The sequence below is a fragment of the Methylobacterium sp. WL19 genome (genome assembly GCF_008040005.1).
Lineage (GTDB): Bacteria > Pseudomonadota > Alphaproteobacteria > Rhizobiales > Beijerinckiaceae > Methylobacterium > Methylobacterium bullatum.
Window position 1 is genome coordinate 1 of the sequence record NZ_VRVC01000067.1, and the last position, 16,405, is coordinate 16,405.

Annotated in this window: 11 protein-coding genes; 5 read left to right on the forward strand and 6 right to left on the reverse strand. The window is 65.2% G+C overall.

From position 1 onward, the window contains the following. On the forward strand, positions 1-2,545 hold a 2,545-nt coding region (locus tag FV220_RS14370), incomplete at its 5' end, for a DUF3772 domain-containing protein (protein ID WP_246689468.1). A 42-nt stretch (positions 2,546-2,587) separates the two neighbouring features. Beyond that, positions 2,588-3,079, forward strand: coding sequence for a CAP domain-containing protein (locus tag FV220_RS14375; protein WP_026175803.1), 492 nt, complete (start codon positions 2,588-2,590; stop codon positions 3,077-3,079). Between the two features lie 13 nt (positions 3,080-3,092). Here the strand turns inward: FV220_RS14375 and FV220_RS14380 are convergent, their stop codons facing one another. Beyond that, entirely contained in the window at positions 3,093-3,923 is an 831-nt protein-coding gene (locus FV220_RS14380) for a flagellar motor protein MotB (RefSeq protein WP_056141408.1), read from the reverse strand. Positions 3,924-3,944: 21 nt separating this feature from the next. Then, positions 3,945-4,718 carry a MotA/TolQ/ExbB proton channel family protein gene (locus tag FV220_RS14385; RefSeq protein ID WP_018043049.1) on the reverse strand — a complete coding sequence of 258 codons (774 nt, stop codon included), beginning with the start codon at positions 4,716-4,718 and terminating at the stop codon, positions 3,945-3,947. 278 nt (positions 4,719-4,996) lie between these two features. Between FV220_RS14385 and FV220_RS14390 the strand changes: the two genes are divergently transcribed. Further along, the gene (locus tag FV220_RS14390; RefSeq protein WP_056157553.1) at positions 4,997-6,778 is read left to right on the forward strand and encodes a glucan ABC transporter ATP-binding protein/ permease; all 1,782 of its coding nucleotides are present in this window, start codon (positions 4,997-4,999) and stop codon (positions 6,776-6,778) included. Between the two features lie 46 nt (positions 6,779-6,824). Here FV220_RS14390 and FV220_RS14395 read toward each other — a convergent pair whose 3' ends face one another. After that, positions 6,825-7,652, reverse strand: a complete 828-nt coding sequence (locus FV220_RS14395) for a transglutaminase family protein (protein WP_147832152.1) — start codon at positions 7,650-7,652, stop codon at positions 6,825-6,827. A gap of 123 nt (positions 7,653-7,775) precedes the next feature. Continuing rightward, complete coding sequence (locus FV220_RS14400; protein WP_056141417.1) at positions 7,776-8,660, reverse strand: YihY/virulence factor BrkB family protein; 885 nt, start codon at positions 8,658-8,660, stop codon at positions 7,776-7,778. A gap of 168 nt (positions 8,661-8,828) precedes the next feature. Here FV220_RS14400 and FV220_RS14405 point away from each other — a divergent pair, with 168 nt between their 5' ends. Next, positions 8,829-9,728: a DMT family transporter gene (locus tag FV220_RS14405; RefSeq protein ID WP_147832154.1), complete on the forward strand. Its 900-nt coding sequence runs from the start codon at positions 8,829-8,831 to the stop codon at positions 9,726-9,728. A 190-nt stretch (positions 9,729-9,918) separates the two neighbouring features. After that, positions 9,919-11,601: an acyl-CoA dehydrogenase family protein gene (locus FV220_RS14410; protein ID WP_018043054.1), complete on the forward strand. Its 1,683-nt coding sequence runs from the start codon at positions 9,919-9,921 to the stop codon at positions 11,599-11,601. A gap of 146 nt (positions 11,602-11,747) precedes the next feature. Here FV220_RS14410 and FV220_RS14415 read toward each other — a convergent pair whose 3' ends face one another. After that, positions 11,748-14,909: a multidrug efflux RND transporter permease subunit gene (locus FV220_RS14415; RefSeq protein ID WP_147832156.1), complete on the reverse strand. Its 3,162-nt coding sequence runs from the start codon at positions 14,907-14,909 to the stop codon at positions 11,748-11,750. Positions 14,910-14,912: 3 nt separating this feature from the next. Further along, positions 14,913-16,094 (reverse strand): efflux RND transporter periplasmic adaptor subunit, encoded by a 1,182-nt coding sequence (locus tag FV220_RS14420; RefSeq protein ID WP_018043056.1) that lies wholly within the window; start codon positions 16,092-16,094, stop codon positions 14,913-14,915. Positions 16,095-16,405 lie beyond the last annotated feature (311 nt).

Here is a 16,405-nt window from a genome sequence, read left to right on the forward strand (position 1 = left end):
CCCACCCGCTGTTACAGCCCCCGCTCCGGCCGCGAAGCCGCCAGCACCGAAACAGGCGGTGTCGGAGGCGATCAAGAATGTCCGCGACCGACTCGACGAAGCCAAGGCCAATCTCGACGAGCGCGAGAAGCTTCTCGCAGGCCGCAACGTCGATCCCGCCAACCTGCTGAAAGCACGCGACGGCCTCGACGCCATCGCAGACCGAATCCGTCAAATCATCGATGCCACCACCCCGCGCCTCGAAGCCGCCCGCGAGCGCCTGACGCAGCTCGGGCCGAAGCCGAAGGAAGGCGAGGAGGGCGAGGACGTCGCCAAGGAGCGGGTCGAGCGCGAACATGCGGTCGCTGAGATCGACGAGACACAACGGCTGGCGAAATCCCTCCTCGTGCAGAGCGACCAGATCATTGACCAGATCACCAACAAGCGGAGGGCGGCTTTCACCCGCGGCCTGTTCGAGCGCTCGTCGGCACTGGTGAATCCCGACCTTTGGATGCGTATCGCCGACGATGTCCCGCGCGACATACGGGCTCTGCAAGCCGCCGTCACCGACATCGCCGGCCTGTTCGGCCGCAACGGATCGATCTGGAATCTCCTCCTGCTCGGGGTAGCTCTGGGCATCTCCGTGGCGCTGTATTTCGGACGCCGGAACATCGCCCCGCGCCTCGGGCGGCGCAGCCAGAGCGTGGTCGATCCGACTCAGCGCATGAAGCTGATGGCGGCCTGGCGCGTCTTCCTCCTCGGCACCGTGCCGGCGGTGGTGGGAAGCTACGCCGTCTATTACGCTCTCGATTCCACGGACCTGCTGCCGCAGCGACTCATGCCGGTGGCCGGCGCCATCCTCGGCGGCCTCGCCTTCATCGCCTTCGTCGAAGCCCTGTGCGATGCGCTGCTGTCGCCGGAAAAGCCGTCCTGGCGCCCGGCACCGCTCAGCGATTCGACCGCGTCGCGGCTGACGCGGCTCGCCGTCGGCATCGCCACGGTGATCACCGTGGTGAAGTCCATCGAGGCGCTCAATTCCGGCATCTACGCCGCCCTGTCGATCTCCATCGCCACCCGTGGCATCGGCGCCCTCGCCACCATCCTGATCCTCGCCATCGGCCTGCATCGCTTCGCCGACACGGCGGACAAGGAGGAGGCGTGTTTCGGTCCCTACGTCGCGCCGGAATCCACCACCACGATCGGCGGACCGGCGCGTCTCCTCGGATGGGCAGCCGTCATCGTCATCGGCATCGCGCCCCTCGTCGGCTATGTCGCCTTCGCCGCCTTCCTCATCGACCAGTTGGTCTGGACGGCGTGCCTGATCGCGTTACTCTACCTCCTGATCTCCAGCGCCGACACATTCATCGGCGGTACGCTCAAGGACGAGACCCGCTTCGCCACAGCGCTTCAGGCCAATACCGGTCTGCGTAAGCGCTCGATCAACCAGATCGCCGTTCTGTCGACCGGGCTCGCCCGGGTCGTTCTGATCCTGGTGGCCGCCCTGTTGGCACTCGCGCCTTGGGGTCTCGATTCCACCGACGTCTTTACCTCCGTGCGCAGCGCCTTCTTCGGCTTCAAAGTTGGAGACGTGACGATCTCGCTCTCCACCATCGCGTATGCGGTGGGGCTGCTTGTCATCGGCGTCGTCATCACGCGCGCGGTCCAGCGCTGGCTGGAACAGACCTACCTGCCGGCCACCGACCTCGACGCCGGTTTGCGCAACTCCATCTCCACCATCACCGGCTATTGCGGATTCCTGATCGCCCTGGCGCTGGCCTTCTCCTATCTGGGCTTGAGCCTCGAAAAGCTGACCATCGTCGCCGGTGCGCTCTCGGTCGGTATCGGTTTCGGCCTTCAATCCATCGTCAACAACTTCGTCTCGGGCCTGCTGCTGCTGTGGGAGCGACCGATTCGCGTCGGCGATCAGGTGCTCATCGGCGACAGCGAGGGCATCGTGAAGCGCATCTCGGTGCGCTCCACCGAGATCCAGACCTTTGATCGTTCGGCGGTGATCGTGCCGAACTCGAACCTCATCTCGGGTATCGTGAAGAACCGGGTTCGTGGCGACCGCACCGGCCGCGTCACCATCACCGTCAACGTCCTGCGCAACCAGGATCCGGTCCGTGCCGCCGAGATGCTGGTGGCCTGCGCCTCTGCCCATCCGGACGTGCTGAAGGAGCCGGCGCCGCGAGTGGTGTTCCGCAAGATCGGCGATCCCTTCCTCGAATTCGAACTGATCGCGATGATCGTCGATGTCAGCATGGGCCTGAAGGTCACGAGCGACCTGAACTTTTCCGTGTTTCAAGCCTTGTCCGGCGCAGGGTTCATCCCGGCTCTCGGCCCCGGATCGAGCGTCGTCACCGTCCAGGGTCTGGAGCCGGTCCAGACCGCGCTCGGGCAGATCGCCGGCGTGTTCGCGCAAAACCGGAGCCAGGATCGGCCGGCTCAGGCGGAAGAGGTCGATGACCGGCAGGTCAGCCCTTCCGCGAACGAGGAAGCCGAGCCGATGCGCTCGGCAACGCCCCGTGAACCGAACCGGCGTAGGAGCCCTGCGGAGGTGTCGTAGACCGACACGATCGACGATGAAGGCGGGGCCAGAACGATGACGATGGGATTCCGGGTTTTCGGCCTCGCGCTTCTGGGCGGTCTGGCGCTATCCGGCTGCGCCAAGGAAGCACCGACCACCGGTGCGCTCCCGAGCCTGTACTGGCCGATGACCACCTCCGGCGCATCGGTCGATACGGCGACCGCGCGTGACATGATCTCGGCCTATCGTGCGCGAAGCGGCGGTGCCCCACTACGGATCGACCCGGACCTGCAGCGTCTGGCTGAAGCCGAGGCGGCGGCGATGGCGGCCGCCGACAAGCCGAGCCAAGCCCAGACTGTTAAGGTCGCGGTGCAGCGGCTCGGCTATGCGGGCGCGCAGGCCAATCTTTCCGCCGGCTACCACACCTTGGCGGAGGCCTTCTCGGGATGGCGCGACAGCCCCGCCCATAACGCCGTCATGCTGGCCCCTCGGGCGACACGCATGGGCATCGCCACGGCCTATGCACCCAATTCGAAATACAAGGTCTATTGGGCGCTGCTGGTCGCCGAGTGATCCCGCGCTCTTCTCAGGGCAGCTTCATCGAGCGCGGCGTCGGTGCCTGCTCGCCCATGAGCGTCACCGTCACGCGCCGGTTCGAGGACAGGTACGGGTTGTCCGGAAAGAGCGGCTCGGTATCCGCCTTGCCGGAGACCGAAGCGAAGCGATCGTCGGGCACGCCGGCGCTGGCGAGGATTTCCCGCACGCTGATGGCGCGACCGGCCGAGAGCTCCCAGGGCGGGGCAGGGGGGCGCGTTCCGGGCCGGTCCGTGGCGGTATAGCCCGTGACGGTGATACGGTTGGGCAGCTTTCGAATGACGGGGGCGAGTTTCTCAAGAAGGCGCCGGGTCCGATCGTTCGGGCGGCTCGACCCGTGTGGGAACATCGTGCTGCCGTCCTGATCCACAAGCGAGAGATCGACGCCCTTCTGCGTCGGATTGACGATGATGTTCTTCGAGAGTTCCGAGATCTCGGGCATGTCCTGCATCGCCTGACGCAGACTGGCGGCGGCAAGGCCGAACGCTTCCGGATAGCCGCTGTCCTGAATCCCTTCCGGGGCATTCGAGTCGTTATCCGGCGGCTTTGGCCGATCGGTGGCTTGTTCCGGCGCGATATCGCTGCGGTTCTTGATATTCCCCGGCGTTGGCAGGCCGTTCACCTCGATGATGCCGGAAAAGCGCGATTCCTTGTTGACGCCAAACGCATCGCGCATGGAGCCGGCCACGGCCTGCATCTTCTTCTGGTCCTGGGTGGAATAGGCTGCGATCATCACGAAGAAGCTCATGAGCAGCGCCATGAGATCGGCGAAGGTCACGAACCATCCGTGACCGCCATGGCCTCCGCGCTTCTTCCTGGCCACGGCCGATTACCCCTCTTCCCGCTAGGCTGCTTCCGCCGCGAGGTCGTCGCGGTGGTTGTGCGGCAGATAAGCGACCAGCATCTCGCGCACGAGGGACGAGCTCTTCGAGTCGCGGATGAGCAGGATGCCGTCGATGATGAGGGAGCGTGAGACGTCCTCCTCCTCCAGCTTCACGTGCAGCTTGTCGGCGAGCGGGAGCGCGATCATGTTGGAAATCAGCGCGCCGTAGAGAGTCGCGAGCAGCGCGGTCGCCATGGCGGGGCCGAGCTTGGAGGGGTCCGACATGTTGGCGAACATCGTCACCATGCCGAGAATGGTGCCGATCATGCCCCAGGCGGGGGCGCAGTCCCCGAAAGCGCGGTAGATCTTCGAGCCCTCGTCGAGATGCATGAGGAAGTTGTCGCGGTCGCGCTCCATCGTGTCGCGGATGAACTCGCGGTCGTAGCCGTCGGCGATGTAGCGGGCGCCCTGAGCCAGGAAGGGATCGGAGATCTCCATATTCTCCAGCGCCATCGGGCCGGATTTCCGCACGACATCGGCGATCTTGGTGATCTCCTCGATGAGTTCGCGCGGTCTGATCGCCCGCATGGTGAAGGCGTAGCGCATGCCCATCGGCAGGCCATGCATCATCGTGGCGAACGGAAAACGGATCATCGTGGCCGCGGTGGAACCGCCGAAGATGACGATGACCGCGTGCTTGTCGAAAAAGGCGGCGAAGTTGCCGCCATCGATCATGATCAGGGTGAAGACGACACCGAAGCCGCCGAGAAGCCCGATACCGGTTGCGAGATCCATGGTGAACCCTGGTCGGCTTACCCAGCACCGCGGAACAGCATCCGAGCGGAAAGCGACTTGGCCAGAGTTAGGCGGACGCGCTGAACGAACCGTAAAGGATAACGGTCCGCCCGGCGCATTCCTGTCATTCGCCGTTCAGGGTGGCCTTGCGATAAGCCGAGCACGCCGAATGGCTTGCGATCTCCGATGAATGGGGGCCGGGTCGAAGGCGAAGGGTTGAGGGCGAAGGTTCCGGCAAAAGGGACCGCGCCGTGATTGGCATCGGAGCACACGTCGTCATGCCGTTGGTTCGTCTCTATGCGCGCGTCATGGGCCTACTGGGCGCCGATCGGCGCTTGGCAGCCCTACTCGCTGTCGCCAATGTGGCCCTCGCGGTCGCGGCTTTCGCCGAGCCGCTGCTCATGGGGCGCATCATCGATCAGCTGACGCATCTGAAGAGCGACGGTAACGCCTTCTCGACACTGGCGCCGCTCATCGGCGCATGGGTCGCCTTCGGCCTGTTCACCATCGCGGCCGGCGTCACCATCGCACTGCATGCGGACCGACTGGCCCATCGCAATCGTCTCGCCTCGATGGCGAATTACTTCGAGCATGTGCTGGAACTGCCCCTGGCCTTCCATTCCTCGAACCATTCCGGCCGCGTTCTGAAGGCGATGCTGGAAGGATCGAACGGCATGTTCTGGCTCTGGCTCGGCTTCTTCCGCGATCATTTCGTCGCCGTCGTGTCCCTGGCCGTCCTCCTGCCGATGACCCTGTTCGTGAACTGGCAGCTCGGCTCGATCCTGGTCGTACTGGTGACGATGTTCACCGTGCTCACCACCTTCGTCATGCGCCGCACCGAGATGCTGCAGGGCCGGGTCGAGGCCTACCAGTCGGGCCTTGCCGCCCATGCCTCCGACGCCCTCGGCAACGTGGCCGTCATCCAGTCCTTCACCCGCGCCAAGGCGGAGAAGGAGGCCATGCACGGCATCATTCGCAACCTGCTCGCGGCCCAGATCCCGGTCCTGTCGTGGTGGGCGCTCGCCAACGTCGCGACCCGCGCCGCCGCCACCCTGACCATGACGGCCATCTTCATCACGGGTATCGCCCTGCATCAGCACGGCATGGCCTCGATCGGCGAAGTGGTGGCCTTCATGAGCCTTGCCACCATGCTCGTCGCCCGTCTCGATCAGGTCGCCACCTGCATCAACGGCCTGTTCCAGCAGATGCCCAAGATCGCCGAGTATTTCGAGATCTTGGACACGACCCCGGCCGTCCACGATCGTCCCGGCGCCATGCAGGTGGCCCGTTTCGAGGGCGAGGTCTCCTTCGATCAGGTCGGCTTCTCCTACACCCCGCGCCGCAAGGCCGTGGAGAGTGTCTCCTTCACGGCGCAGGCCGGGCAAACCATCGCCCTCGTCGGAACGACCGGCTCGGGTAAGTCGACCACACTGGGTCTGCTGCACCGTGCGTTCGACCCGGATACCGGCGCGATCCGTATCGACGGTACCGACATCCGCGATATCGGCCTCGCCTCCCTGCGCCACAACATCGGCGTGGTGTTCCAGGAGCCGATGCTGTTCGCCCGCTCGATCCGCGAGAATCTCCAAGTCGGCCGTCCCGATGCCACCGATGCGGAGATGCTCGACGCCCTCGACCGCGCCCAGGCGACGGAGTTCATGGATCGCCAGTTCGACGGTCTCGACACGATCATCGGCGAGCGCGGCCGCTCGCTCTCCGGCGGCGAACGTCAGCGCCTCTCCATTGCCCGCGCGTTGCTCAAGAACCCGCCGGTGCTGATCCTCGACGAGGCGACGTCGGCTCTCGATGCGACCACAGAGCGCAAGTTGCAGGGTGCCCTCGAGGCCGTGATGGAAGGCCGGACCACCTTCGTCATCGCCCACCGTCTGGCGACGATCCGCAACGCCGACCGCATCCTCGTCTTCCACGAGGGCCGGATCGTCGAATCGGGAACCTTCGAGGAACTCGTCGCGGAGAACGGCCGCTTCGCCGACCTCGCCCGGGCGCAGTTCATGGCTGGTGCGGACGCCTCCGAGCCCGCCCTCGCACTCGCGGCCTAAGATGAACGCCCCTCCCCCGACGTCGGGGAGGGGGCCACTCCGGGAACTATCCGACGGAGGTCTCGATCTCCACCTCTTCCTCAGCCCAGACCCGGAACTTCGTCAGCACGTTCGATCCAAACGTATGGGTCAATGGAACATCCGCCGCATCGCGCCCCCGGGCGACGAGGATGCGGCCCCGACGAGGAGCGTTGTTGCGCGGGTCGAAGACATGCCACGCGCCGCCGAGATAGACTTCGGTCCAGGCGGCGAAATCCCCGGGCGCATGCGGCTCTGGTTCGCCGATGAAACTGAGATAGCCGGTGCAATAACGCGTCGGCATGTTGAGGCCACGGCAGAACGCTACGAACAGGTGAGCGTAGTCGCGACAGACCCCGCGCCCCACGGCGAGGGCATCTGCAGCGGTGCGGTCTACGTTCGAATAGCCGTAGCCGAAGCTGATATGGCCGTGGACCCAATCGCAGACCGCCTGAGCGCGGGCCCATCCGGGCGGGACATCGCCGAACAGGCGCCACGCTTCGTTCGAGAGCAGATCGGACTCGCAGTAGCGGCTCGCCACCAGGAAGGGCAGGGCCTCCAGAGGCAGATCCTCGATGGGATGCTGGATCGCGTGCGGCACGACCGGATCGAGATCGCCGTCATCATCGAGACAGCCCTCCACCGACAGGGTCACCGCCCCCGCCGGTGCCACGAGGCGGCAGCACCGGTTGCCGAAATCGTCGATGAACACTTCGTGCGGCGTCTCGGGGCCGATGGCCAGACGGTCCGGCTCGGTCGAGCGCGCGAACCGGCTCGGATGCGCCGTCAACCGGACGATCATCGGAGTAGGATAGGCGAAGTCGTAGCCCATCTCGCAGCCGAACCTGATGCGCATTACCCTTGAACCTCCGACCGACCATCGCGCCAGCCCTGCCGCCCTCATGCCCGCGCGAGACCGTTCGGCATAGGCCGCGAAGGTCACAGGTGGATGTCGGCATGCCGGCGGCGGCACCCTGCTTCAGTGCCGGCGCGCCTCGGCCTGTCTCGCCAGCATCCGGGCCTGGAGCCGCTGGCGTCGTGCTGCAATGACGGTGCCATTGATTTCGCCACCGAACAGGAACATCGCGGCGAGCCAGTAGAGAAAAACCAGAAAGACCATCGCGGTCGCCAATCCGCCATAGGTGGAGGCGTAAGCGGTGGAGAATCGGTCGAGGTAGAAGCCGAACCCGAGGCCGGCCAGGAACCAAAGCACCAGCGTCACCACGACGCCGGGCAGCACCGAGAGGATCGGACGGCGGCCGGCCGCCACGAATTTGTGGGCGATGACGAGAACCGCCGCGAGAAGAAAGGCGGTGATGCCGATGCGGCCGAGGGCGACAGTGAGGCTCAACGGCTCGAGCCCCGGCGCCACGTCGATGACCCTGCGCCAGATCAGCGGCCCCAGGACAACCAGCAAAGCGAAGGCGAGCATGGCGAAGGCGCCGCAGACGACATAGCCGATCGATTCGAGGCGGGTGAGCCACCATGGCCTGGTCTCGCGCAGGCCATAGGCACGGTTGAGCCCCACCCTCAGGCTTTCGACACCCGAGGACGAGAAGTAGAGGGCAAGGAGAGCACCGATGGTGAGCACGCCGCCGCGCTGCTCGGTGAGCACCCGGTGAACCTCCCCGGCAATGGGTTTGGCCACCTCGCGAGGCCACGCATCGAAAATGAGGATGCCGGCTTCGTCGGCGAGCGACTTGGTGCCAAGGAGGCCGGCCAAAGCCGCGAGCAGAATCAGGAAGGGAAACAGCGAGGTCAGGATCGAGAGAGCGATATGGCTCGCGATCGCCCAGCCGTCATGTGAGACGAAGCGCTGGGCGGCGAGGCTGGCGATGTTGGCGCTGTTGCGGAGACGGCTCACGGCAGGTGGGGCGCTTCTCGTGATCTGTGGGGCTCGACGATACAGACTGTCTAAACGCGAGGCCGGGCGACGGCGCAACGTCCGGGTCGGTCGTCAGGTCGATGCAGTACCGCCCGTTACCGGTGCGGCTTGTGTTCAGCGGTTCGGTGTGTTGCCTGCGCCACCGTCATGTCAGTCGATACGCCGGCTTCCCCAACCCGCACCTTGCCCGCTCCCGTGGTCTCGTCGGTCTTCGTCCTGATCTGGGCGTCGGGCTTCGTCGCCGCACGTTTCGTGGCGCCCCATGCGGAGGCCTTCACCTTCGTCGCCGTCCGGCTCGTCGGCGTCGCCATCGTTCTGGGCGTCATCACCTTCGGCCTCGGCGCGAGGTGGCCTCGCAGCCGCGCGGGATGGCGCGATGCCCTGGTGGCCGGCGTGCTGATGCAGGGCATCTACGTCATCGGCGTATTCTGGTCGGTGGAGCGTGGTCTGCCATCGGGCATCGCTGCCCTGGTCGGCAGTCTCCAGCCCCTTCTGACGGCAGCGATGGCGCGACCGTTCCTCGGCGAGGTCGTCAGCCCGCGTCGCTGGGCCGGGATCGCCACGGGCTTTGCCGGTGCGCTTCTCGTGCTCGCCCCGAAGATCGGTGCGGCGGACGCGTCCGGCATCCCGGCGTTGCCTCTCGTTGCCTGCCTCGGGGCCATGGTGGCGATGACCATCGGCACTTTGTGGCAGAAAAGCCATGCGGGGCAGGCCGAATTGCTGCCGAATGCGGCGATCCAGTTCGTCGGGGCCGCGTTCCTTGCCGTGCCGGCGGCGCTTCTGTTCGGCACCGGCCGTTTCGACGCGTCCCTGCCGCTCTGGGGCGGACTGGCGTGGTCGATCCTGGTGAATTCGGTGGCGGGTATCCTGCTTCTTCTCGCCCTGATCCGGCGCGGCGAGGTGGCCGGCGTCGCCTCCCTGCTCTTCCTGGTCCCCCCGGTCTCGGCGGCGATGGCCTATCTCCTGTTCGGCGAGACACTGGCCCCGATTCAGATGGCCGGCATGGCGGTGGCCACGATTGGGGTCGCGGTCGCCAGCCGAAGATGAGTTTTTCTTTGATTCGTCTCTCAATAAAATTCAGATCTCCTGGCTTTGCCGAGCAGAACGAGGCTTTTCACGACAAGAAATAATGAATTCAGGTGGGATAGTGCCGCGCTGCGGCGAGACGCCTCTACAGACTTGGCAAACCTGCCTATAATGAGCGCCAACCCTCATTCTGATTTGAGAGATTCGAACCATGTCCGCTTCCCCGGCCATCTCCACCGAACCGCAGGATCTCCTGACACTGGCCCAGGGCGCCGGCGAAGCCGCCAAGGCCCTCGTCGCCGAGGCGACCCGCCGAGTTCGCGCGAAGGTCCTCTCCGCCGAGGGCAAGATCTCGCCTGAGAAGCTCGAGGCCGAGCAGCATGCGGCCCACGGCCTCGCCTGGCTCGCCACCTATGCCGAGGGCGTGCGTGAACTCGGCGCCTATGCGGCGCGCCTGACCGAAACCGGTGAGTTCGGGGAGACGGAGGCGCTCCTCGTGAAGATCGGTATCGGAGAATATCTCGACCAGATGTTCTCCGGCATTCCCATGAGCCAGGGCGAGATCGTGCGTCCGACCGGCTCGCTGGGGCTGTCCGCCCGCGAGGTCATGAAGTTCCGGACGGATGCCGTCGAGAGCATGATCGCCGAGGGCAACACGCCTGAGAACCGTGCCGCACTCGTGGCACGCATCCGCGATAACGGCGGCTCTGCCACCATCGGCAAATCCGGTCTCGACGAGGACATGGAGGCGATCCGTTCGGAGATGCGCCGCTTCGGTCTCGCCGAAGTCGTGCCGCACGCCCATGAGTGGCACAGCCAGAACGCCTACATCCCCATGGAGATCGTCACCAAGATGGCCGAGCTCGGCGTCTTCGGCCTCACGATTCCGGAGGAATACGGCGGCATGGGCTTGCCGAAGATCTCCATGTGCGTGGTCTCGGAGGAACTCTCTCGCGCCTATATCGGCGTCGGGTCGCTGGGCACCCGCTCGGAGATTGCCGCCGAACTGATCCTGTGTGGCGGCACCGAGGAGCAGAAGCATCGCTTCCTTCCGGGCATCGCCTCGGGCGACACGCTCCCTACCGCCGTGTTCACCGAGCCGAATACCGGCTCCGACCTCGCGTCCCTCCGGACCAAGGCCGTGAAGGACGGCGACGTCTGGAAGATCTCGGGCAACAAGACCTGGATCACGCATCCGGTCCGCGCCGACATCATGACCTGCCTCGTGCGCACCAAGCCCGAGGAAAAGGGTCACCGGGGTCTGTCGCTCCTCGTTGCTGAAAAGCCGCGCGGCACCGATGCGGATCCCTTCCCGGTGGCCGGCCTGTCCGGCGGCGAGATCCACGTGCTCGGCTATCGCGGCATGAAGGAATACGAGCTCGCCTTCGACAATTTCGAAGTGCCGGCGGCCAACCTCCTCGGCGAAGTCGAAGGCAAGGGCTTCACCCAGCTCATGCAGACCTTCGAATCCGCCCGCATCCAGACGGCGGCCCGCGCCATCGGCGTGGCTCAGAACGCCCTCGACCTCGGCCTGCGCTACGCCGAGGATCGGGTGCAGTTCGGCAAGGCACTGATCAACTTCCCCCGCGTCGCCGACAAGATCGCCATGATGGCGGTGGAGATCAACATCGCGCGCCAGCTCACCTACTTCTCCGCCCGCGAGAAGGATGAGGGCAAGCGCTGTGATCTCGAGGCCGGCATGGCCAAGTTGCTCGGCGCCCGCGTCGCCTGGGCGGCAGCGGACAATGCCCTCCAGATCCATGGCGGTAACGGCTTCGCGTTGGAATACGCGGTCAGCCGTGTGCTCTGCGATGCGCGCATCCTCTCGATCTTCGAGGGTGCCGCGGAGATCCAGGCCCAGGTCATCGCCCGCCGCCTGCTCGAGACTGCCTGAGCCTTCCGTTAGGAGGCGGCGACCGGGCAGTCAGCCCGGCCGCCAAGTGAGTATCTCAAGAAAAAAGGCCTGGAACCGGGTTCTCCCCGGCTCCAGGCCTTTTTCATGTCGAGGCTCCTCTCCCGGTATGCGGAGAAGAACCGATCCTACTCCGCCGGAGCGTGATGGCTCGACGGAATCGAACCCGTCTCGGCCGCTTTCGGCTCGTGCTCGACCGGCTTCGTCCTGAACAGGCGCATGACGAAGACGAAGAAGACCGGCACGAAGAGGACTGCCAGGATCGTGGCGGAAATCATGCCGCCGAGCACGCCGGTACCGATGGCCTGCTGACTCTTCGAAGCCGCGCCCGAAGCGATGGCCAGGGGCACCACACCGAAGATGAAGGCCAGCGAGGTCATCACGATCGGCCGGAAGCGGAGCGTGGAGGCTTCGATGGTCGCATCGACCAGGGACTTGCCCGGCCGCCACAGGTCCTTGGCGAACTCCACGATCAGGATCGCGTTCTTGGCCGAGAGGCCGATGATCGTGATGAGCCCGATCTTGAAGTAGACGTCGTTGGGCATGCCCCTCAGGTAAACCGCCGCCACCGAGCCGATGACGCCGAGCGGGATCACCAGCAGCACCGAGAACGGGATCGACCAGCTCTCGTAAAGGGCGGCGAGACATAGGAAGACGATCAGGATCGACAGGGCCAGCAGCAGCGTCGCCTGACTGCCGGCCTGCTTCTCCTGCAGCGACTGGCCAGTCCAAATGTAGCCGAAGCCCTTGGGCAACTGCTGCATCAGACGCTCCATCTCGGCGATCGCATCGCCGGAGGTATAGCCTGCTGCCGGCTCGCCGGTGATGCGCACCGACTGGTAGCCGTTGAAGCCGATGATCTGCGCCGGCCCGACACTCCATTTGAGATCGGCGAAGGACGACATCGGCACCATCGCGCCCTGGCTGTTCTTCACCCCGTAGTTCAGCAGGTCGGCCGCCTTGAGGCGCTGGCTGTCTTCGGCTTGCACGATGACGCGCTGCATCTTGCCCCGGTTCGGGAAGTCGTTGGTATAGACCGAACCGAGATTGACCTGGATCGTGTTGTTGATCTCCTCGAAGTCGACGCCCAGGGCCGCCGCCTTCTCGCGATCGATGACGAGTTCCGCTTGCGGTGCCGGAGGTAGCCCCTCGACATAAACCTTCTGCAGGATCGGGCTTTTCTTCGCGAGGGAGAGCAGTTGCTCCTGTGCAGCCATCAGGGCCGAGTAGCCCTTCTGGGCGCGATCCTGAAGGCGGAAACTGAAGCCCGAAGCGTTGCCGAGGTTGTCGATCGGCGGCGGCTCAAGCGCCTGGATCACGGCGTCCTTATAGGTGCCGAGCGCCTTGTTGGTCCCCTCCACCAAGGCAGCCGCCGAGTTGGCCGCGTCGCGCTCACCCCAGGGCTTCAGCGTCACGAAGGCCTGGCTCGTCACCTGGCCCTGACCGGAGAACGAGAAGCCGTTGACCACCGTCACCGTGGCGACGCCGGACTGGGCCATCAGGTGCTCCTCCACCGCCTTCACGGCGTTGAGGGTGCGGTTGAAGGACGAGCCGGGAGGAGTCTGGATATCGACCGTGAAGAAGCCCTGGTCCTCCACCGGAAGGAAGCCTTCCGGCATCCGCACGAAGGCGAAGGCGAGTCCGATGACGAGGGCGAGGTAGACTATCATCACCCGGCCCGAGCGCTTGATCATCCCTGCCACGCCGCGGCCGTACCGCGCGGTCTCGCGGTCGACGATCCGGTTGAACCAGCCGAACACGCCGCCCTTGGAATGGCCGTGGCCCTTCTCGATGGGCTTGAGCAGGGTGGCGCAGAGAGCCGGCGTCAGCGTCAGGGCGAGAAGCGCCGAGAAGCCGATGGACGTCACCATGGCAATGGAGAACTGACGGTAGATGATGCCCACCGAGCCGGGGAAGAACGCCATCGGGATGAAGACGGCGATCAGCACCAGGGTGATGCCGATGATGGCGCCGGTGATCTGGCTCATCGCCTTTCGGGTCGCCTCCTTCGGAGACAGCCCTTCCTCGTTCATGATGCGCTCGACATTCTCGACGACCACGATGGCGTCGTCGACGAGGATGCCAATGGCCAGCACCATGCCGAACATCGTCAGCACGTTCACCGAAAAGCCGGCGAGTAACATCACCGTGCAGGTCCCCATGAGGGCAATCGGAACGACGATGGTCGGGATCAGGGTGTAACGGATGTTCTGGAGGAACAGGAACATCACCACGAAGACGAGGATGACGGCCTCTACCAGCGTCATCAGCACCTTCTTGATCGAGGCCTCGACGGCGGGCGTGATGTCGTAGGGGATGTCCCATTGCACGTTGGACGGGAAGAACTGCGACAGCTCCTCCATCTTCGCGCGGATGGCGGAGGCGGTCTCGAGGGCGTTGCCGTCCGGCGCCAGGGTCACCGAGATGCCCGCCGCTTCACCGCCGTTCAGGCGGGTGGTGAACTTATAGTCTTCACCGCCGAGCTCGATCCGGGCGATGTCGCGCAGGCGCACATTCGACCCGTCCGGGTTGGCTCGCAGGACGATGGCGCCGAACTCCTCAGGCGCCGTCATCTGACCCTTGACTATGATGGGAAAGTTAACGGTGTTCGAGGCCGGGCTCGGCATGGCGCCGACGGCGCCCGATGCGATCTGGACGTTCTGGTTGGTGATCGCCTTCGAGACGTCGGACGCGTTCAGGGACAGGCCGCGTAGTTTGTCGGAATCGATCCAGATGCGGAGACTGCGCTCGGTGGAGTAGAGCGTTGCGCGACCCACACCGGGGATACGGCGGATCTCGTTGATGACGTTGCGGATGAGGAAGTCGCCCAGCGCAATCTCGTCCATCGACTTGTCGGGCGAGATCAGGGTGATGATGTTCAGTGTCGCGGCTGAGGCTTCCTCAACCAGCGTGCCCTGCTGGCGTACCTCGGCCGGCAGGCGCGCCTCGACGCGCTTGAGGCGGTTCTGAACCTCGACGCCCGCGAGACTTGAATCCGTGCCCGGCTGAAACTGCGCCGTGATTTCGATGACACCGAACGCATCGCTCGCGGATTCGAAACTGAGGATGTTGGCCGCGCCGTTGAGCTCATCCTCGATGAGGCGGGTGGTGCCGGTATAGAGGTTCTCGACCGACGCTCCGGGATAGGAGGTGGAGAGGGCGATCGAGGGCGGAGCGATGACGGGATACTGCGCCACCGGCAGGCTCGGAATCGACAAGATCCCGCCGAGGCAGATGAAAAGCGCAACGACCCATGCGAAGATCGGGCGATCGATGAAGAAGCGGGCCATGGTTCAGCGCACCTGAGCGGAAGCGGGCTGCGCGGCGGCCGACTTGTCGTCGAGATCGGTATCGTAGGGTTTGGCCTCCGCCTGGGCAGCCACCTTCATCTCGACGGTCTTGACCGACGAACCGACCGATATCTTCTGGACGCCCTCCACGACGACGCGGTCGCCGGACTTGAGCCCGTCGCGAATGACCCACTGGGAATCGACGACGGGTCCGACCTCCACAGGCTGGAGCATCACCTTGTCATCCTTGCCGACCACCCAGACCTCGGCCTTGCCGTCATTGGTGCGCTGGATCGCCTGCTGAGGCACCGCGATGGCATCGACGTCGATGCCCTGCTTGATGCGGGCGCGGACATACATGCCCGGGAACAGCTCGTCATGCGGGTTCGGGAAGAGCACGCGCAGGGTGACCTGTCCGGTACTCGGATCGGCGGTGACATCGGAGAACAGCACCTTGCCGGCCGAGCCGTAGAGAGAACCGTCATCCATAATCAGATGCGCGTTGGCGGTGTCGTTGGACAGGCGCGAGAGTTCGCCGCTGGCGAGGTCCCTGCGGAGCTTGTTCAGCTCGCCGACGGACTGGGTGATGTCCACGTAGATCGGATCGAGTTGCTGGATCGTGGCGAGGTTGGCGGTGGCCCCCTGTTCCACCAACGTACCCTCGGTGAGAAGGGCGCGGCCGATCCGGCCGGAGATCGGGGCGCGGACGTCGGTATAGTTGAGGTTCAGCTTGGCCCGGTCGCGGGCGGCTTTGGCGCCGGCGACTTCGGCCTGGGCCTGTTTCAGGCCGGCATAGGCGCTATCGTACTGCGCCTGGCTCGCGGTCTGGCGGGACAGGAGCTGCTCGAGTCGGTCGGCCTGCTGGCCGGCGAGAACCTGGGCGGCCTCCGTGCGGGCGAGCGCTGCCTCTGCGCTGGCGAGTTCCGCCTCGAACGGGGCGGGATCGATCTTGTAGAGGATGTCGCCTTCCTTGACCAAGCTGCCCTGTTCGAACGTGCGCTTGACCACGAGACCGGAGACGCGGGAACGCACTTCGGCGATGCGCAGGGGCGCGACGCGGCCGGGGAGGTCGCGGAGATAAGGGATCGGCTGCTCGCGGACGGTGACGATGCTCACTTCGGCGGGTGGGCTCGGAACCGGAGCCGCGGCCTGCTGCTTCTGATTGCAGGCGGACAGGGCGACCATGACGGAGGCAGCAGCCAGGGAGGCCGGCCAGACACGTCGGGTACGGAGGGCAGTAGACGTCACGATGATTTCGCTCCTGTGCGATACGCGGTCGATCGCAACCCGCCCGGCGGATTGGCAGCTCTGACACTCAAGTCCCGGGCGAAGATCCGCGAAGCGACTTCGGCACCGTGGCAATCGCTGGGCCACGCGAGGCGGCCATGGCGTCATTGGGCATGCGTCGGCCGACTAGGGGCCGACCACACACATCACGGCTTCAGAAATCGTTCACAATCTTGGCGATCGCGCGACGCGAGCCGGTAAAAGGACGA

What these genes read in the sequence shown, in the direction of transcription:
- FV220_RS14410 (WP_018043054.1), top strand. Translation starts at nt 9,919, where the DNA reads ATGTCCGCTTCCCCGGCCATCTCCACCGAACCGCAGGATCTCCTGACA.
- FV220_RS14390 (WP_056157553.1), top strand. Translation starts at nt 4,997, where the DNA reads ATGCCGTTGGTTCGTCTCTATGCGCGCGTCATGGGCCTACTGGGCGCC.
- FV220_RS14420 (WP_018043056.1), bottom strand. Translation starts at nt 16,094, where the DNA reads ATGGTCGCCCTGTCCGCCTGCAATCAGAAGCAGCAGGCCGCGGCTCCG.
- FV220_RS14375 (WP_026175803.1), top strand. Translation starts at nt 2,588, where the DNA reads ATGGGATTCCGGGTTTTCGGCCTCGCGCTTCTGGGCGGTCTGGCGCTA.
- FV220_RS14405 (WP_147832154.1), top strand. Translation starts at nt 8,829, where the DNA reads ATGTCAGTCGATACGCCGGCTTCCCCAACCCGCACCTTGCCCGCTCCC.
- FV220_RS14385 (WP_018043049.1), bottom strand. Translation starts at nt 4,718, where the DNA reads ATGGATCTCGCAACCGGTATCGGGCTTCTCGGCGGCTTCGGTGTCGTC.
- FV220_RS14395 (WP_147832152.1), bottom strand. Translation starts at nt 7,652, where the DNA reads ATGCGCATCAGGTTCGGCTGCGAGATGGGCTACGACTTCGCCTATCCT.
- FV220_RS14415 (WP_147832156.1), bottom strand. Translation starts at nt 14,909, where the DNA reads ATGGCCCGCTTCTTCATCGATCGCCCGATCTTCGCATGGGTCGTTGCG.